The sequence below is a fragment of the Paraburkholderia bryophila genome (assembly GCF_013409255.1).
Taxonomy (GTDB): Bacteria; Pseudomonadota; Gammaproteobacteria; order Burkholderiales; family Burkholderiaceae; genus Paraburkholderia.
In genome coordinates, this window is sequence record NZ_JACCAS010000001.1 from 3,578,354 (window position 1) to 3,595,638 (window position 17,285).

The 17,285-nt window shown below is 65.3% G+C and carries 15 protein-coding genes; 10 read left to right on the top strand and 5 right to left on the bottom strand.

The window, feature by feature from the left end:
- Positions 1 to 55: 55 nt before the first annotated feature.
- The gene (locus tag GGD40_RS16045; protein WP_179744214.1) at positions 56 to 1,252 is read left to right on the top strand and encodes a 5-(carboxyamino)imidazole ribonucleotide synthase; all 1,197 of its coding nucleotides are present in this window, start codon (positions 56 to 58) and stop codon (positions 1,250 to 1,252) included.
- A 10-nt stretch (positions 1,253 to 1,262) separates the two neighbouring features.
- Positions 1,263 to 2,318 (top strand): L-threonylcarbamoyladenylate synthase, encoded by a 1,056-nt coding sequence (locus GGD40_RS16050; RefSeq protein WP_179703166.1) that lies wholly within the window; start codon positions 1,263 to 1,265, stop codon positions 2,316 to 2,318.
- Between the two features lie 221 nt (positions 2,319 to 2,539).
- Here the strand turns inward: GGD40_RS16050 and GGD40_RS16055 are convergent, their stop codons facing one another.
- From GGD40_RS16055 to dacB, 3 genes are all read right to left on the bottom strand, one after another.
- Positions 2,540 to 3,790, bottom strand: coding sequence for an SGNH/GDSL hydrolase family protein (locus GGD40_RS16055; protein WP_179703167.1), 1,251 nt, complete (start codon positions 3,788 to 3,790; stop codon positions 2,540 to 2,542).
- 94 nt (positions 3,791 to 3,884) lie between these two features.
- Positions 3,885 to 4,823: a sterol desaturase family protein gene (locus GGD40_RS16060; RefSeq protein ID WP_179744215.1), complete on the bottom strand. Its 939-nt coding sequence runs from the start codon at positions 4,821 to 4,823 to the stop codon at positions 3,885 to 3,887.
- 194 nt (positions 4,824 to 5,017) lie between these two features.
- Positions 5,018 to 6,724: a D-alanyl-D-alanine carboxypeptidase/D-alanyl-D-alanine endopeptidase gene (gene dacB, locus GGD40_RS16065; RefSeq protein WP_179744216.1), complete on the bottom strand. Its 1,707-nt coding sequence runs from the start codon at positions 6,722 to 6,724 to the stop codon at positions 5,018 to 5,020.
- A gap of 208 nt (positions 6,725 to 6,932) precedes the next feature.
- On the opposite strand from dacB, the gene GGD40_RS16070 reads away from it, so the two are divergent.
- From GGD40_RS16070 to GGD40_RS16095, 6 genes are all read left to right on the top strand, one after another.
- Positions 6,933 to 7,595, top strand: coding sequence for a response regulator (locus tag GGD40_RS16070; RefSeq protein ID WP_179703170.1), 663 nt, complete (start codon positions 6,933 to 6,935; stop codon positions 7,593 to 7,595).
- Positions 7,596 to 7,599: 4 nt separating this feature from the next.
- The gene (locus tag GGD40_RS16075; protein WP_179703171.1) at positions 7,600 to 8,901 is read left to right on the top strand and encodes an ATP-binding protein; all 1,302 of its coding nucleotides are present in this window, start codon (positions 7,600 to 7,602) and stop codon (positions 8,899 to 8,901) included.
- A gap of 160 nt (positions 8,902 to 9,061) precedes the next feature.
- A complete protein-coding gene (locus GGD40_RS16080; RefSeq protein ID WP_179744217.1) occupies positions 9,062 to 10,579 on the top strand; it encodes a DegQ family serine endoprotease in 1,518 nt (505 codons plus the stop codon).
- 345 nt (positions 10,580 to 10,924) lie between these two features.
- Entirely contained in the window at positions 10,925 to 11,422 is a 498-nt protein-coding gene (locus tag GGD40_RS16085) for a carboxypeptidase-like regulatory domain-containing protein (RefSeq protein ID WP_179703173.1), read from the top strand.
- Between the two features lie 191 nt (positions 11,423 to 11,613).
- A complete protein-coding gene (locus GGD40_RS16090) occupies positions 11,614 to 12,006 on the top strand; it encodes a DUF427 domain-containing protein (RefSeq protein WP_179744218.1) in 393 nt (130 codons plus the stop codon).
- A gap of 30 nt (positions 12,007 to 12,036) precedes the next feature.
- Positions 12,037 to 12,795 (top strand): CoxG family protein, encoded by a 759-nt coding sequence (locus tag GGD40_RS16095; RefSeq protein WP_179744219.1) that lies wholly within the window; start codon positions 12,037 to 12,039, stop codon positions 12,793 to 12,795.
- A gap of 227 nt (positions 12,796 to 13,022) precedes the next feature.
- Here the strand turns inward: GGD40_RS16095 and GGD40_RS16100 are convergent, their stop codons facing one another.
- Positions 13,023 to 14,027 carry a helix-turn-helix domain-containing protein gene (locus GGD40_RS16100; protein ID WP_179744220.1) on the bottom strand — a complete coding sequence of 335 codons (1,005 nt, stop codon included), beginning with the start codon at positions 14,025 to 14,027 and terminating at the stop codon, positions 13,023 to 13,025.
- A 186-nt stretch (positions 14,028 to 14,213) separates the two neighbouring features.
- On the opposite strand from GGD40_RS16100, the gene GGD40_RS16105 reads away from it, so the two are divergent.
- Complete coding sequence (locus GGD40_RS16105) at positions 14,214 to 14,846, top strand: cysteine hydrolase family protein (RefSeq protein ID WP_179744221.1); 633 nt, start codon at positions 14,214 to 14,216, stop codon at positions 14,844 to 14,846.
- Positions 14,847 to 14,946: 100 nt separating this feature from the next.
- Here the strand turns inward: GGD40_RS16105 and GGD40_RS16110 are convergent, their stop codons facing one another.
- Positions 14,947 to 15,615: a TetR family transcriptional regulator gene (locus GGD40_RS16110; RefSeq protein WP_179744222.1), complete on the bottom strand. Its 669-nt coding sequence runs from the start codon at positions 15,613 to 15,615 to the stop codon at positions 14,947 to 14,949.
- 429 nt (positions 15,616 to 16,044) lie between these two features.
- On the opposite strand from GGD40_RS16110, the gene GGD40_RS16115 reads away from it, so the two are divergent.
- Positions 16,045 to 17,277, top strand: a complete 1,233-nt coding sequence (locus GGD40_RS16115; protein WP_179703177.1) for an efflux RND transporter periplasmic adaptor subunit — start codon at positions 16,045 to 16,047, stop codon at positions 17,275 to 17,277.
- Positions 17,278 to 17,285: the final 8 nt, after the last annotated feature.

The window sequence follows — 17,285 nt, forward strand, 5'->3', positions numbered from 1 at the left end:
GGGTGCCTGCCTGTCTGTCCTAAGGCAAGCCCCCCGGCCGCGACCGACCACTAAGATGAACCCAGACAACACACCGGTTTCACCGATTCTGCCCGGCGCATGGCTTGGCATGGTCGGTGGCGGCCAGCTCGGCCGTATGTTCTGCTTTGCCGCTCAGGCCATGGGCTATCGCGTCGCCATACTCGACCCGGACGAAAACAGTCCGGCGGGCGCCGTGGCCGACCGCCATCTGCGCGCGGCTTACGACGACGAAGCGTCGCTGACCGAACTCGCGCGATTGTGCGCGGCGGTGTCGACCGAATTCGAGAACGTGCCGGCGGCGAGCCTCGATTTCCTCGCCAAGACCACCTTCGTTAGCCCGGCCGGCCGTTGCGTCGCCGTGGCGCAAGACCGCATTGCCGAGAAGCGCTTTATCGCGTCGTCGGGCGTGACGGTGGCGCCGCACGTGGTGATCGAATCGTCGGACGCGCTTGCCGCGCTCGACGACGCAGCGCTCGAAGCCGTGCTGCCCGGCATCCTCAAAACGGCCCGCATGGGCTACGACGGCAAAGGCCAGATTCGCGTGCGCAACGCGGAAGAAGTGCGCGAGGCGCATGCGTCGCTCGCCGGCGTGCCGTGCGTGCTCGAAAAGCGTTTGCCGCTGAAGTTCGAAGTCTCTGCGCTGATCGCGCGTGCGGCGAGCGGTGCGTCGGCGATTTATCCGCTCGCGCAGAACACGCATCGCGACGGCGTGCTGTCGCACACCATCGTGCCGGCGCCGGACGCGAGCCCGACGCTCGTCGAACAGGCGCAGCAGGCCGCGTTGCAAATCGCCGAGAAGCTCGGCTATGTAGGCGTGCTGTGCGTCGAGTTTTTCATTCTCGAAGACGGCTCGCTGGTGGCCAACGAAATGGCGCCGCGTCCGCACAATTCCGGCCACTACACGGTGGACGCCTGCGCGACCAGCCAGTTCGAACAGCAGGTCCGCGCCATGACCGGCATGCCGCTCGGCGACACGCGCCAGCACTCGCCGGCGGTGATGCTGAACATTCTCGGCGACGTGTGGTTTCCGGACGGCCCGAAGGGCGCGGCGGTCACGCCGCCGTGGCACGAAGTCGCCGCCATGCCGGCGGCGCGTCTGCATCTGTACGGCAAGGAAGAAGCGCGTTGCGGCCGCAAGATGGGCCACGTGAACTTCACGGCGGCGACGCTCGAAGAAGCCCGCACGGCCGGGCGCGATTGCGCGCGGCTTTTGCACATTCTCACGAGCTGACGCGCGCGCCATGCCGGATCAACCGAAACCCGCTGAAGCCGAAGGCGCCGCGAGCGTCTTGCCCGTGAGCGCCGCGCAGATCGAGCACGCGGCCGCGTTGCTCGACGCGGGCGGGCTGGTCGCGTTTCCCACGGAGACGGTGTATGGCCTCGGCGGCGACGCCGAGAGTCCGGACGCGGTCGCCCGCATTTACGCGGCGAAGGGCCGGCCGGCGAATCATCCGGTGATCGTGCATCTCGCACCGAATGGCGATCCGAACTACTGGGTCGAGCATTTACCGGCCGACGCGCAACGTCTGATCGACGCGTTCTGGCCGGGCCCGCTCACACTGATCCTGAAGCGCGCCGCGCATATCGATCCAGCCGTCAGCGGCGGCCAGGATTCGGTGGGCTTGCGTTGCCCGTCGCACCCGGTGGCGCAAGCGTTGTTGCAAGCGTTCAGCGCATTGCGCGGCGGACATGGCGGCGTGGCCGCACCGTCGGCGAACCGCTTTGGGCATGTCAGCCCGACCACCGCGCAGCATGTGCGCGACGAGTTCGGCGGGGCGATTCATGTGCTGGACGGCGGCGCGTCGGACGTCGGCATCGAATCGACGATTGTCGATCTGTCGCGCGGATTCCCAGCGCTGTTGAGACCGGGCCGCGTCACCCCGCAAGATATCGCCGACGTGCTCGGCGAAGCGCCGCGTCTGCCGGATGGATCGGACGCCACCGCGCCGCGCGCTTCGGGCACGTTGAAGGCGCATTACGCACCGCGCACGCCGCTGGCGCTATTGCCGTTCGGCGCGCTCGAGCCTCTGCTCGCTGCACGCGACGCGGGCGAGCGGGTCGCGCTGGTAGCGCGGGCATCGCGAGCGGGCCATTGGGCGGATGCCGAAGGCGTGCATTTCATCGCCGCGCCGGAAGATCCGCATCTCTATGCGCGCGAGTTGTATGGCTTGCTCAGAGCGCTGGATCGCGCGAACGTCACGCGTATTCTGATCGAGAAGCTGCCCGACACGATTGAATGGATCGCTGTCAATGACCGGTTAGGAAGAGCCGCCGCGGCATTCGAAGCGCAGGGGTAAGCGGCGGGTTTGATGCAAGCGGCTGCTTGCTCAGTGCCGAATAGCGCAGGGCTTGCACGGCGCACGAATCGCACGGCGAACACAAGCATGCACACACAAGCATGCTTTTCCACCCAGCCCAGCCCGCCAACCCAAGCACCAACAAAAACGCCCGGCTTGATCGCCAAGCCGGGCGTTTTCACATCTGCATCCATCATCGCCGCTACACGGCGACCGTCAACTTACTTGCCCAGACCCGTCGCCGCGATCTGTTGCGTGACGTACTGCGCGAACAACGCGTGCAGGTGCGTGCTCGGGTGAACCAGATCCGCGAACATGTAGGTCTGGTCAGCGCCGGCCACCGTATAGGTCTGCGGCGAGCAGAACAGCGACGAGCCGAACTGCGAACCGTACTGAGCCGGCGTCAGGCCGTTCGTGGCGCTCGGGTTCGCGGTTGCGTACGCGGTTGCATTCGCCACCATCGACGACAGGTTACACGCCGTGCCCGTGTTGGACACCGTGAAGCCCAGCGCCTGGTAGTTCGGCAATTGCTGGTCCAGCCACGTGAACGCATCGGCCACGATGACCTTGCCCGTACCCACCAGACCACGTGCCTGCAGGTTCTGCAGCAGGATGCCGTTATACGCCGCGGTAATGCCCGTCAGCAGTGCAGCCGCGCCGGGCGAGGCCGCGTTGGCCTGAACGCCTTGCGGCGTGTTGCCGATGTCCGGCACCGTCGAGACCACCACGTGCGTCGCGCCCGAGCCGACGATGGTTTGAATCTGCGCGGCGAGTTGCGCGGCCGCCGTAGCGATCTGCGGGTTCGGCAACTGCTGCAGGTAGCCGGCGATGAACGTCACCTGGCCCGCCGGCGTGTTCGGCAGTTGGCCCGCCGCGACGAGTTGCGGATATTGCGTAGCCAGCGCGGTGGCGAGCGCCGTCAGATTCGCCGTGGTGCCGGCGAATTGGAAGATGTCGTTCGCGCCGCCGTTGATCAGCACGAGCTGGTTCGCGTTGAAGCTCGTGTTCGCGCTCAGGTAGTTGGCCACCTGGGTCACGACCGGCACCGTCGTGGCTGCCATGCTGTTCGGCGCCCAGCCTTCGCCTTGCGGGTTGACGACGTCGGAGCCGCCTTGCGCGTAGCCGAAGCCGCCGGCTGCCACCAGCGGTTTGCCGAAGCCGCCCAGATACGCGGCGCTCAACGTGCCGCCGTAGTATTCCGCGACCTTCTGCGTCCACACTTCGCCCGGGTTGGTCGTGAAGCGGCCGCCGCCGAAGCTCGACTGGATCACCGGTGCGTACGTGCCGACGTCCGACAAGCTGTCGCCGAACGACACGACCTGCAGTTTCACGCCGCCCGCCGGCGTGCTGCTGGCGTTGTTGTTGTTGTCGCTGCCGCCGCCGCAAGCGACGAGCATGGCAAACGCCGTGCTGGCCATGGCGATCTGCGTGACGCGCAACCAGGCTTGTTTCTTCGATGTTGTTTGTTTCATGTTGACTACATCTCCTCGTATGTGTGGCCCTTGCGCCATGTGTTGCAGGCAGCGCCCACCGCGTCGGCGGCGTGACGACAGCTTACAGAATCTTCTACGGCCTGCGCGGCGTTTCAAACGCAGCCGTATGGTTTTCCTCTACCTCCGCCATGCGGCTCGAAGCGGCTGAGCCCGCGACGCGGCGCGCATGATAATCCGCGGCCCACGCGGGCGGCGCAAACAGCGCGCGCCACTTGTTGCGCCAGCCACGCACGCTCGCGAAGTCGGCGGCCATCGACGTCCATTCGTGAAACGTCGCCTTCAGCGGGTTGTAGGTGTGCAGCGGTTCGACGATGCCGTACACCGGCGCCTCGTGCGGATCTTCTTCCACGTAGCTGCCGAACAGGCGATCCCAGATCACCAGCACGCCGGCATAGTTGCGGTCGATGTAGCGATCGTTGCGCGCGTGATGCACGCGATGAATCGACGGTGTGTTGAACACGTATTCGAGCCAGCCGAGCTTGCCGATCGCCTGCGTATGAACGAAGAACTGGAAGCCGAGATTGATCAGCACGATCGCGACGATCTGCTTCGGCGGAAAGCCGAATACGGCGAGCGGAATCCAGAACAGCCACATGCCCGCGATCGGGTACATCAGGCTCTGGCGGAACGCGGTCGAAAAATTCATCCGCTCCGACGAGTGATGCACGACATGCGCGGCCCACAACCAGCGCACGCGATGGCTGCAACGATGGAACACGTAGTAGAGCAGATCCTGCGCGATGAACAGCACCACGAACGAGACCCAGTTGGCCTGCCACGTGGTGACGCGGTAGTGATCGTAGAAGAACGCGTAGACGGGAATGATGGCGAGCCACGCGAGCTTGTCGGCGGCTTGCTGCATCAGCGCGAGCGCGGCGTTGCAGAACGTGTCGCGCCAGCTATAAAGCTGCGCGCCCGGGCGTGTGCGCCGCAGGTGCCACGCCTCCCAGCCGATGCATGCGAGAAAGACTGGCGCCATGGCGAGCAGCAGCAATTCCGCATCGAATTGCATCGTGTCTTCCTCCGTGGTCCCTGGCCGCTGCGCGATACGCAGCGGGTCGTGTCGTTATCGTTTGATTAGGCCACGCGACCGCTACGGATGCATGGCTTGCGCGCCACGCGAGCGTTTTACGCGCACCTCAAACACTGCCCGACAGCGTACACGCTTGGGAGCATTGCGGCGCGCGGCTTCGCTAGAAGGAAACCTCAGTGGGCCGCGCGCTGGTGCGGGTTTTTCCTGGGCTTGCTGGTGCGGCTGCTGCGCGGTTCCGCGACGGGATCGGACACTTTCGTGAAGCCCTGGGACGGACCCTGGTAGACCCATTCGAGCAATGCGTCATGGGCCGCGCGCGCGGCTTCCGAATGCGGATCGTTGATCAGGCTGACGACCACGTAGCTGTTGCCATCCGCCGACGCCACGTAGCCGGCGATCGCACGCACGTCGCGCAAGGTGCCGGTCTTGATGTGCGCGTTGCCGCCCGCGCCCTGGTTGGTGAGGCGGTTGCGCATGGTGCCGTCCACGCCAGCGATGGGCAGCGACTCCACGAACACCTGGGCGACCGGACTCGCATTGGCCCGCTGCAACAGATCGGCGAGCGAGAGCGCGGTGACGTGCTCGTCGCGCGACAGACCCGAGCCGTTGTCGAGCGTCAGGTATTCCATGTCCACAGCGTCGCGGCGCAGAAACGCCTGGATCGCGCGCGCGGATTTGGCGGGCGTCGCAGGCGGCTTTTCTTCGGCGGCGCCGATGGTCAGGAACAGATTGCGCGCCATCGTGTTGTTGCTGAACTTGTTGATGTCGCGAACGATGTCGGCCAGCATCGGCCCGTCGTGCGTGGCGACCAGTTTGGCGCCGACCGGCACTGCGCCTTCGCGGGTCGCGCCGTTGAAGGTGCCGCCGGTTTGCTGCCACAGCGCGAGAAAGCCGCCCGCGAAAAACGCTGAATGATCGAGCACCGCGACGTTGATCGTGCGCGGGCCGCAGCGCACCGAATAGTCGCCGCTGAACGACGCGACGACCGTGCCGTTCGGCTGCGGCGTGACGCTCGGCGAGACCGTCGACGCATCGCCACGGCATGGGCCGTTGACCGCGTGCATCTGATTGTCGATCTGCAATTGCGCGAGCGCCGGCAGCACGTCGATCGCGACGCTGCCGTCGGGCGACGGCGTGAGCGTGAACGACAGCGATTTGAATGCATACAGCAGCGGATCGGGGCCGACGTTGTACGGTGCGGTGGCGTCGTCGTCGAACGGCGGCAGGTCGCGCGTGGACGGATCGAAGTAGCGCTTGTCGAGCACCAGCGCGCCATCGATTCCAGTGATGCCCGCCTTGTGGATCTTCTGCACGAGGTCGATCAATTCTTCCGGCACGAGCTTCGGATCGCCCGTGCCCTGAATGTAAAGATTGCCGTGCAGCACGCCGTTGGCGTCGACGTTGCCGTCCGCGTACGCACTGGTGCGCCAGCGATAATCGGGGCCGAGAATCGACAGGCCGGAATAGGTGGTGACGAGCTTCATCGTCGAGGCGGGCATCATCGGTTTGCCGGCGTTCAGTGCGACGATCGGCGTGCGGTCGCCGACCTTTTCGACGACCACGCTGATCGACGACAAGGGCACGTGCGCGCGCTGCAAGCCGAGCATGACCGACTGCGGCAGCACGGTGGTGACGTTGACGCTCGGATGCGTCGCCTTGACACGCGCCTGCGCGGCGAGTGGCAACGAAGCGGCCGCACCGCTACCGAGTAGGGCGCAGGCGAGCATCCACCCGGCCGCGGTCCGCTGCACGAAACGGCGCGGCATGCGGGCCGAAGCGGAAGCAGAAGCAGTAGCGGGAACAGGAGAAGAAAACCAGCGCGAGCGCAGCGCGACACGATGCAGGCGGCGTGCGAGAGAAGACAGAAAAGCGTGCGTCATGGACGGGCGAAAAAGCAAAATGTCAGGGCGTGGGGCACGCGGTAATCCGGGGATGCATCGAGGTGCGTCGCATACCAGCGCCGCGCGACGCAAAGCGCCCATTGTAGAGACATGCCGTGAGGCTGCGGTGAAAAAAGCGTCAAGCGGCGTGCACGGTGATGGCGGGCGCTAGAATGCGGCATCGCTTAACGTTTCGGAACGGATAACCATGCGCATCTTGCTAGTCGAAGACGACCGGATGATCGCCGAAGGTGTGCGCAAGGCGCTGCGCGGCGAAGGCTTCGCGGTCGACTGGGTGGAAGACGGCGAAGCGGCGCTCAGCGCGGCCGGCTCGCAACCTTACGATCTGGTGCTGCTCGATCTCGGTCTGCCCAGGCGCGACGGTCTCGACGTGTTGCGCACCCTGCGCGCGCGCGGCCATGCGCTGCCGGTGCTGATCGTCACCGCGCGCGACGCGGTGGCCGATCGCGTCAAGGGCCTCGACGCCGGCGCCGACGATTACCTTGTCAAACCTTTCGATCTCGACGAACTCGGCGCCCGCATGCGCGCGCTGATCCGCCGTCAATCGGGCCGCAGCGATTCGACGATTCGCCACGGCAATCTGACGCTCGATCCCGCGTCGCATCAGGTCACGCTCGACGGTGCGCCGGTGGCCTTGTCGGCGCGTGAATTCGCGCTGCTGGAAGCGTTGCTCGCGCGTCCCGGCGCGGTGCTGTCGAAGAGCCAGCTCGAAGAAAAAATGTACGGCTGGGGCGAAGAGATCGGCAGCAATACCGTCGAGGTCTACATTCACGCGCTGCGCAAAAAGCTCGGCGCGGAACTGATTCGCAACGTGCGCGGCCTCGGCTACATGATCGCGAAGGACGCCTGAGCCGATGCGTTCGATTCGTCGTCAATTGCTCATTTGGCTGCTTGCGCTGGTGTTGCTCGGCGTCGGCATTGCGGGGTGGCTGATTTACCGTCAGGCGCTGGCGGAAGCCAACGAACTGTTCGATTACCAGTTGGAGCAGATTGCCGCGGCGCTGCCGTCGGAACCGTTCTCGCAGGTGCTCGGTTCGCGCGATACCGGCGACGAAGGCATCGTGCTGCAGATCTGGAATCGCAACGGCGTGCTGATGTACTACTCGCGTCCGCGCGCGCCGCTCGCGCCGCGCGCCGAGCTGGGGTTTTCGACCGAGCACACGGAGCGTGGTGACTGGCGCGTGTATGGCGCGATCGTCGGTGATAACGTCGTGCAACTGGCGCAGCCGGTGTCGGTGCGCAACCGTCTCGCCGCGAGCGTCGCGCTGCGCACGCTGTGGCCGCTGATCGTGCTGCTACCGTTGATGGGCGTGGCGGTGTGGGTGATCGTCGGGCGCGGACTGAAGCCGCTACGGCGTGTCACCAGCGCGCTCGACACGCGCCATCCCGAAGCGCTCGATCCGTTGCCCGACCAGCGTCTGCCGCTTGAGGTGCAGCCGCTCGTGCGAGCCTTGAACGGCCTGCTCGAACGGCTCGCCACCGCGCTCGACATTCAGAAAGCATTCGTCGCCGATGCCGCGCATGAATTGCGCACGCCGCTCGCCGCCGTGCAGATTCAGGCGCAACTGGTGGCGCGCGCGAAAGACGACGCCTCCCGCAGCGAAGCGCTGACCGATCTGCAGGCGGGCGTGACGCGCGCCACGCGTCTCGCCGAGCAACTGCTGGCGCTCGCGCGCTCCGAACCGGACGGCCTCGCCGCCACCGACGCGATCGATCTGCGTGCGTTGCTGCAGGACTGCGTGGTGAAGTACGCGCCGCTCGCGCAGAATCGCGGCGTCGATCTCGGCATCGAAGCGAGCGAAGCCGCCACGGTGATCGGCGACGCCGACGCGTTGCGCGTGATGTTCAACAACCTCGTGGACAACGCAACCAAATACACGCCGCGCGGCGGCCGGGTGGACGTCAGTCTGCATGTCGAGGAAGGGCACCCCACCGTGCGGATCGCCGATAGCGGTCCGGGCATCGAGCCGGCCGAACGCGATCGCGTGTTCGACCGTTTCTATCGCGCGGGCGCCAGTGCGAATCGCGTGCGCACCGATGTCGCGGGCAGCGGCCTGGGACTGGCGATCGTGCGCCGGATCGCCACGCAACACCATGCGGCCGTGTCGCTCGACGAGTCGCCTGCGGGCGGCTTGCAGGTCAACGTGCGCTTCTGAAGAAGCTGAGGCTTTCTGTTCGTAAAGTGGCTTAAACGGGGCTTAAAGCTGCCCTAACGAGGGGCTTGAAGCGATCTGGCGCTGCTTAAGACTCTTTTAAGCGATGCCCCGTACGCTTCGAGTCATCCAGTAGCCTCTTTCTCCCAGTCAGGAGTACACGATGAACGCGAAAACCTTGTCCCGCAGCGCTGTTGCAGTAGCTGTCGCCGTGGCGCTGTCCGCCGGCTATGTGGCGGGGCATCGCGACGTGCCCGCGCCGCAGGTGATCACGCCGGCGCAAGCCGCGATGATGCCCGCTGAAGCCGCGGCCAAAACCGGCATTCCCGACTTCTCGGGCCTGGTCGAAACCTACGGCCCGGCCGTCGTCAACATCAGCGCGAAGCACGTGGTCAAGCAGACGGCGCTGCGCGGTAACGGCAACGGCGGCAACGCCGGCGGCAATCAGTTGCCGATCGATCCGAGCGATCCGTTCTACCAGTTCTACAAGCACTTCTTCGGCGGTATGCCGGGCATGCAAGGCGGCGACGGCGGCGATGCGGCCGATCAGCCGAGCGCAAGCCTGGGCTCGGGCTTTATCGTCAGCAGCGACGGTTACATCCTGACCAACGCGCATGTGGTGGACGGCGCCAACGTCGTCACCGTGAAGCTCACCGACAAGCGCGAATTCAGGGCCAAGGTGATCGGCGCCGACAAGCAGTCCGACGTCGCCGTGCTGAAGATCGACGCGAGCAATCTGCCGACCGTGAAGATCGGCGATCCGCGTCAGAGCAAGGTCGGTCAGTGGGTGGTCGCGATCGGCTCGCCTTATGGTTTCGACAACACCGTGACCTCGGGCATCATCAGCGCGAAGTCGCGTTCGCTGCCCAACGAGAACTACACGCCGTTCATTCAGACCGACGTGCCGGTGAACCCCGGTAATTCGGGCGGTCCGCTGTTCAATCTGGAAGGCGAAGTGATCGGCATCAACTCGATGATCTACTCGCAGACTGGCGGCTTCCAGGGGCTGTCGTTCGCGATCCCGATCAATGAGGCGATCAAGGTCAAGGACGACATCGTCAAGACCGGCCACGTCAGCCGCGGCCGTCTCGGCGTCGCGGTGCAGGGCATGAACCAGACGCTGGCGAATTCGTTCGGCCTGCAGAAGCCGCAAGGCGCGCTGGTGAGCTCGGTCGATCCGGGCGGTCCGGCCGCGAAGGGCGGCTTGCAGCCGGGCGACGTGATTCTGTCGGTGAACGGCGAGACGGTCGGCGATTCGACGGATCTGCCGGCGCAGGTCGCGGGTCTGGCGCCGGGTAGCTCGGCCACCGTGCAGGTGTGGCGCGACAAGGCCACCAAGGATCTGAAGGTGACGATCGGCTCGTTGTCGGATGCGAAGGTCGCCGCCGACAAGGTGGATCAGCCGACCCAGTTGCAGGGCCGCCTCGGCGTGGCGGTGCGGCCGCTGACGCCGGAAGAGAAGAGCGGCGCCTCGATCTCGCACGGTCTGCTGGTGCAGCAGTCGGGCGGCGCGGCGGAAAGCGCCGGCATCCAGCCGGGCGACGTGATTCTCGCGGTCAACGGCCGGCCGATCACCACGGTCGATCAGTTGAAGCAGATGATCGCCAGCGCCGGCAGCAGCATCGCGCTGCTGATCCAGCGCGACAACGCGCAGATCTTCGTGCCGGTGGATCTGGGCTGATCGTTGGGCGGGCAGGGCGTGGCCGTGTCGCGTCCTGCTGACCGATCGGTTGACGGACTGGCGGACCGGTTGGCCGATTTGCCCCGGGAATTGAAGTAACGCTTGCCGGTCCTTGCACTTACTGCCTGCGGACCGGCATTTTTTATCCGTCTTTATCGCTGTTTTTATCGCGGGTTTTACCCGTCAAGCAGTACCGAAGCAAGGCGCTGTGCGCCGTGCAGTGCGGCGCGACAGCGGTTTCCGGACGACGCGATCTGCCTTGTGGCACGCAGGTTGCGTCTGCCTTGGTCCGGGCCGTCGCGGGACGGCGCCGGAAGGGATACGACCTCAACAAGGAGCGAACCGATGAAAACCCAACGCAATCAGCGAAGGATCGTAGCCGCCGCGCTGTGCGCAGCGCTCACGCTCGGTCTGGCGGGCGGCGCGTATGCACAGCAGTCGAACGGCACCACCGGCGGCACGACCACCGACGACACCAGCGCGGGCAACGACAACGGCGGCGGCATGCCGCAAATCCAGCACAAGGGCGACGTCGCGTTCGTGTCGGGCGGCGTCGGGCAGGACGAATCGAAGGCGCTGCAGCATGCGCAAAGCCAGTGGCCGTTGTCGTTGCGCTTCACGGGCCCAGGCTCCGACTTTCTCGCGGACGTTCACGTGCGAGTCGTTGACGCGCATGACGGCGAGGTGCTGAGCGCCACGTCGCGTGGACCGTACATGCTGGTCAAGCTGCGCCCGGGCCGCTACACGGTGCATGCACAGTACAAGGACCGCGACCAGAGCAAGGCGGTGACGATCCCGGCCAAGGGCTCCGCGAAGGCGGACTTCTACTGGACGACGCAGTAAAGCGGGCGATCGGACCGCCCGGCGGGGAGATCGCCCCGGGAGACAGCTCAGTTGCGCGACTCAGGAAGCTCGCGCACTTGTCGGAAGTTTGGTCGATAATGAAGCCACGGGCGCGCCCCGTGGCTTTTCCGTTTGTACGACCCGTTTGTGCGACCCGTTCGTACGACCGCACCTCATCACGGAGCCGGGACATGAGCGATGCCTTGACACCTCACGGAAGCCCCGGCGCGGGCGCGGGCGGACATGCCATCTCGATCACCGGCAACAGCCACCGGGTGCGGATGATTCACGGCGGCGTTACCATGGCCGATACCCAGGCCGGGCTCACGCTCTCGGAAACCGGCCTGCCGGACGTGTTCTATTTCCCGCGCGCGGACGTGAACATGGCCCGCCTCGAACGCTCCACGCATACTTCGCACTGCCCGTTCAAGGGCGACGCGTCATACTTCCATCTGCGCACCGAAGACGGCCTGATCGAGAACGCCGTCTGGAGCTATGAAACGCCGCTCGAGCCGGCGCAACAGATCAAAGGGTATCTGGCGTTTTACGCATCGCGCGTGGATCGCATCGATCAGACTTCCTGATCGGGCCGCGCGTTTATCGGGGAGGCTGCAATGGAATTGAACGACGCGTTAAGAATTCCGCTTGGCGCCTCCGACGTCTGGGAAGCGCTGCAAGACCTCGCGCTGTTGCGCGCCAGCCTCGATAACTGCGAGTCGTTCACGCGCCTCGCCCACGGCGAATACGAACTGGTGCTGACGGTGCCGCTCGGGCCATTGCGTGCGCGATACGAAGCGCGTGCTCACGTGGCGGGCCAGGATTCGGGACCGGCGGACGCGCAGCGCCGCACCATCAACTTCAAAGCCCGTGCCGAAGGCATCGGTGCGTTGCGCGGTCAGATCGAAGTGCGTTTGCGCGCGGACGAAAGCACGCTCGGCGCCGGCAAACAGCGCGGCACGCGAATCGATTACACGATCTGGGCGACCTCGTCCGGACCGCTCGCCGAACTGCCGACGCGCCAGCTCGAAAACGCGCTGCATCAGTTGGCGGATGATTTCTTCGCCGAATTCGACGCGGTGGTGCGGGCGAAATATGGAGAAGGTCCGAATCGTGCGCGAGGGTCGGCGGCGCGTCGGCAGCATGTGTTTTTGCGGCCGATCAACCTCGGCGGCATCGCGCGGCGCACGCGTGCGGATCACAACACGCTGACCGGGCGGGCGGCGAGTGCGTCGCATGGCGCATCGCACGGGGCGTCGCATGGGGTCTCGCGGCATGAGTCCAGTCCACATGCGCTGCCGTATTGGGCCTGGGCGGCGATGATTTTTCTGGTCGCGTTGTTGTTGTATGTGGCGCGCTGGATTAGCGAGCATTGAGGGGTGGGTTTTTCGTTTGGGTTGTCGTTTGGGTTGTCGCGCCGACGCGACTACGAAATCCAGGCGGCTGACTACGAAACGCCGTTGGCGGCGTGGGGTCTCGCACGTCGCCGGATCTGCGGTCTACCTCTTCACACGCTCCTGCTTCGCGATAATCTTCCGGCCTGCTGGAAACGAAGCGAGCACTTTCCGCGATCGGCTTGAGCCGCGTTCAACCTTCCCCGCCTTCACGCTCCGCGAAACTCCCGCCGCCAGGCGGACGGCGACGTGCGAAACGCTTCCGCGAAATGCTGCCGTAACGAAGCGGTCGAACCAAACCCCGCGATCGCCGCGATCGCTTCCACCGATTCATCGCTGCTCTCCAGCAGTTGCTGCGCGCGCGCGAGCCGTTGCGCCAGCAGCCACGCGCCGACGGTCGCGCCGGTGGCGAGCCGGAAACGTCGTGTGAAGGTGCGGCGGCTCATCAACGCACGCGCGGCCAGCGTGTCGAGCGTGTGCGGCGCGTCCAGATTGCCGCTCACCCAATCGAGCAGGCCGGATAGCCGGTCGCCGCGCACGTTCGGTGGAATCGGCTGCTGGACGTATTGCGCCTGACCGCCTTGCCGATGCGGCGACACCACCAGCCGGCGCGCTACGTAGTTCGCCACTTCCGCGCCGCACATCTTGCGCAGCACGTGCAGACAACAGTCGAGGCCGGCGGCGGTGCCGGCGGAGGTCAGCACGTTGCCGTCGTCGACGTAGAGCACGTCGGGGTCGAGCCGAACCCGCGGGTAGCGGCGCGCGAAGTCGTCGGCGCAGGCCCAGTGCGTGGATGCCGGTCGGCCGTCGAGAATGCCGGCGGCAGCCAGCACGAATGCGCCCAGACATAGTCCGACCAGTTGCGCGCCGCGTGCGTGCGCCGCGCGCAGGGCGGCGAGCAACTCGGCGGGCGGCGTCTCGTCCGGATCGCGCCAGCTTGGGACGATGATCGTGTCGGCATCGGCGAGCGCTTCGAGTCCATGTGTGACGGCAATCGAGAAGCCGGCGGTCGTGGTGAGCGGGCCGGTTTCGGCGGCGCAGACGCGAAAATCGAAATCGGGCAGGCCGCCGTCGCTGCGGTCTTCGCCGAATACCACGCAGGGCACGGACAGGTGGAACGGGCTGATGCGGTCGAACGCGACGACGGCGACGACGTGGCGAGGTGGAGTGGCCGAAGCCGAAGCCAAACCGGACGCGAGAACAGAAACCGCCATCAATCACCTCGAAAATTCGACAATGGCCCGATTCTATCGATTCCTGTCATCCGGGTCACTGTCATGAAACACCCCGCCGACCAACAATGCAGTCATCGCCGCCACTCATGAAGCACCGCCCACCCGGGCAGGCGCCAGCGGTGCGAATAATTGAACCCCCGAACCCTTTCCGACAGGAGTCTTGCCATGACCACACCACGCCGTGCGCTGATCGTTATCGACGTGCAGAACGAATACGTGACCGGCGATCTGCCGATCGAATATCCGGACGTGCAGACCTCGCTCGCCAACGTCGGCCGTGCGATGGATGCGGCCCGCGCCGCCGACATCCCGGTCGTGGTCGTCCAGCACTTGTCGGCGGCGACCTCGCCGCTGTTCGCCCGCGGTAGCGGCGGGGCGGAACTGCATCCGGTGGTGGCCTCGCGGGCTCGCGATCACCTCGTGGAGAAGTCGATGGCGAGCGCGTTCACCGGGACCGACCTCGCCGACTGGCTGGCCGCGCGGCAGATCGATACGCTGACGATCGTCGGATACATGACGCATAACTGCGATGCGTCGACGATCAACCATGCGGTCCACGCCGGTCTGGCCGTCGAATTCCTGGAAGACGCGACCGGCTCGGTGCCGTACGAAAACAGCGCGGGTTTTGCCAGCGCGAAGGACATTCACCACGCGTTCAGCGTGGTGTTGCAGTCGACGTTCGCGGCAGTGGCGAGCACGGACGCGTGGCTCGCGGCAGTGAAGAACGGCACGCTGCTGGAGAAAGGCGATATCTATTCGTCGAACCAGAAGGCGCGGGCGCGCCGCAACGCGGCGTAAGCAGGCGGGCGTAAAAAAGCGGCCGGGTTTGCTCACCCGTCCGCTTTTTTGCATCGCCCGTTACGCGCTTCTTAATTAGCGAGCTGGCCCATCCGCCAACTTACCTGGCTGACTCGTCCGCCAACCCTTCCACCGGGGTCTTCAACAACGCCGGACTCATCCGCAACGCGTCGAACATGCCATCCACCATGCGCTGCGCGTAAGCACCGAAATCCGTCGCGTCGGGCAGGAACAGCATGTCGCGCAACGACCCGCTGACGAACGCATGCACCATCGCCGCCGCGAGGCGCGTATCGAGTTCCGCCGGCATTTGTCCTTTGGAGATCGCGTTGCGCAGACCCCCTTCGATTTTCATCAGCCCTTCGCGCATGTTGGTCTGATAGCGGATCCGCACCGGGCCCATGTCCTCGACCAGCTCGCATTTCAGGAACAGGATGTCGAACACGCGACGGCGGTGTGGGTCGTTGGCGGTGTCGCGCAGGCAGACCACGCAGATTTCCATCAGACGGCCAAGCGGATCGGGCTCGTTGGGGTCCAGCGACGCGGCTTTGAGTTCGTCCAGCGGCAGCAGCACGCGGTCGAACATTTCAGTAAACAGATCGCTCTTATGCGCGAAGTGCCAGTAGATCGCGCCGCGCGTGACGCCCGCCGCCTGCGCAATGTCGGCCAGCGACGTGCGCGATACGCCCTTCTCGAAAAAGACCCGCTCGGCTGCGTCGAGAATGCTGGTGCGCGTCTCAAGCGCCTCTTCTTTGGTTCTTCTGACCATATTCGTGTGACTCGCCGTGATTGTGGGGTTTTCCCGAGGGCTATTAAGTCCGTGGGATGACAATCTGTCTGCCGTTAAGCGAATTGCGAAGCGTTCCTGCAGGCCCCCCGCCCACAAGAGAAGTAAACGCACTTATACATGCATTCGTGAATGTATATATAATAGCATCCCACGATCGGATAGCCCAAGCCGTGACGACCGGTTAATATCCGTCACTGTTGCCTTTCAAAACGCTCTTGCGCCGTGCCTGGATGGGCGGCGCCGTGCGGCATTTCCCAGGTATGGCGCATTTTGCTCAGGGTGCCCAGCAGCTTCGGTTTGCATTCACGGGCTTTCGGTCAAGCGTCGCAAGACGCATGTGTGCGCTGTCGTCCCCGGGGTAGGGATGCGCGCACTTTTTCATTCTCAGTCTTTGACAGAGGTCGCTCCATGCGCGTCGAACGGGTTCCATTCCGCTTAATCAGTGCCGCGACGGCTGCCGTATTGCTGGCAGCGTGCGGACCAAAACAATCTGCCCCGCCGCAACAAACGCCCGAAGTGGGCGTCATCACCGTTCAACCGACTTCGGTACCCGTCGTCACCGAGCTGCCCGGCCGCACCAGCGCCTTCCTCGTCGCGCAAGTGCGCGCACGGGTCGACGGCATCGTGCTGCGCCGCGAGTTCACGGAAGGCGGCGAGGTCAAGGCGGGTCAGCGTCTGTACAAGATCGATCCGGCGCCGTACATCGCCACGTTGAACAATGCGAAGGCCACGCTGGCCAAGGCGCAAGCCAACCTCGTATCGACCACCGCGCAAGCTAACCGCTACAAGGTGCTGGTGGCCGCGAACGCAGTCAGCAAGCAGGACTACGACAACGCGGTCGCCTCGGAAGGCCAGGCAGCGGCGGACGTCGCCGCCGGCAAGGCAGCGGTCGACACGGCGCAGATCAATCTCGGCTATACGGACGTGACCTCGCCGGTGAGCGGCCAGATCGGCGTGTCGCAAGTCACGCCGGGCGCGTATGTGCAGGCGAGCGCCGCCACGCTGCTGGCTACCGTCCAGCAACTCGATCCGGTCTATGTGGACTTGACGCAATCGAGCCTCGACGGTCTGAAGCTGCGCCGCGAAGTGCAAGAGGGCAAGCTGAAGACGAGCGGCCCGGACGCTGCCAAGGTCTCGCTGATTCTCGAAGACGGCCGCACGTATTCGGAAAAGGGCAAGCTGCAGTTCACCGACGTCACGGTCGACCAGAGCACCGGCTCGGTCACGGTGCGCGCGCTCTTCAAGAACGCGGACAAGGTGTTGCTGCCGGGCATGTTCGTGCGCGCGCGGATCGAAGAAGGCGTCAACGATAACGCGCTGGTGGTGCCGCAGGTCGGCGTCACGCATGACCAGAAGGGTCAGCCGACCGCGCTGGTCGTCGGCGACGACAACAAGGTCGCGTTGCGTCAGCTCGTCACGTCGGGCACGTACGGTTCGAACTGGGTGGTCGAAGGTGGCCTGAAGGCTGGGGACCGCGTGATCGTCGCGGGCACCGAGAAGGCGCGTCCGGGTCAGCAGGTCAAGCCGGTTGCCGCGCAACTTCCCGCCACACCCGCTTCCGACGCATCCGCTCAGGGTGCGCCGGCCGCCAGCGGTGCTGCACAGACGGCTCAACCCGCCTCTGCGGCATCGGGCGCGTAATAACAGGG

Coding starts and splice junctions, on each gene's coding strand:
- GGD40_RS16075 (WP_179703171.1), top strand. CDS start 7,600: ATGCGTTCGATTCGTCGTCAATTGCTCATTTGGCTGCTTGCGCTGGTG.
- GGD40_RS16070 (WP_179703170.1), top strand. CDS start 6,933: ATGCGCATCTTGCTAGTCGAAGACGACCGGATGATCGCCGAAGGTGTG.
- dacB (WP_179744216.1), bottom strand. CDS start 6,724: ATGACGCACGCTTTTCTGTCTTCTCTCGCACGCCGCCTGCATCGTGTC.
- GGD40_RS16085 (WP_179703173.1), top strand. CDS start 10,925: ATGAAAACCCAACGCAATCAGCGAAGGATCGTAGCCGCCGCGCTGTGC.
- GGD40_RS16060 (WP_179744215.1), bottom strand. CDS start 4,823: ATGCAATTCGATGCGGAATTGCTGCTGCTCGCCATGGCGCCAGTCTTT.
- GGD40_RS16100 (WP_179744220.1), bottom strand. CDS start 14,027: ATGGCGGTTTCTGTTCTCGCGTCCGGTTTGGCTTCGGCTTCGGCCACT.
- GGD40_RS16110 (WP_179744222.1), bottom strand. CDS start 15,615: ATGGTCAGAAGAACCAAAGAAGAGGCGCTTGAGACGCGCACCAGCATT.
- GGD40_RS16045 (WP_179744214.1), top strand. CDS start 56: ATGAACCCAGACAACACACCGGTTTCACCGATTCTGCCCGGCGCATGG.
- GGD40_RS16105 (WP_179744221.1), top strand. CDS start 14,214: ATGACCACACCACGCCGTGCGCTGATCGTTATCGACGTGCAGAACGAA.
- GGD40_RS16115 (WP_179703177.1), top strand. CDS start 16,045: ATGCGCGTCGAACGGGTTCCATTCCGCTTAATCAGTGCCGCGACGGCT.
- GGD40_RS16095 (WP_179744219.1), top strand. CDS start 12,037: ATGGAATTGAACGACGCGTTAAGAATTCCGCTTGGCGCCTCCGACGTC.
- GGD40_RS16080 (WP_179744217.1), top strand. CDS start 9,062: ATGAACGCGAAAACCTTGTCCCGCAGCGCTGTTGCAGTAGCTGTCGCC.
- GGD40_RS16090 (WP_179744218.1), top strand. CDS start 11,614: ATGAGCGATGCCTTGACACCTCACGGAAGCCCCGGCGCGGGCGCGGGC.
- GGD40_RS16055 (WP_179703167.1), bottom strand. CDS start 3,790: ATGAAACAAACAACATCGAAGAAACAAGCCTGGTTGCGCGTCACGCAG.
- GGD40_RS16050 (WP_179703166.1), top strand. CDS start 1,263: ATGCCGGATCAACCGAAACCCGCTGAAGCCGAAGGCGCCGCGAGCGTC.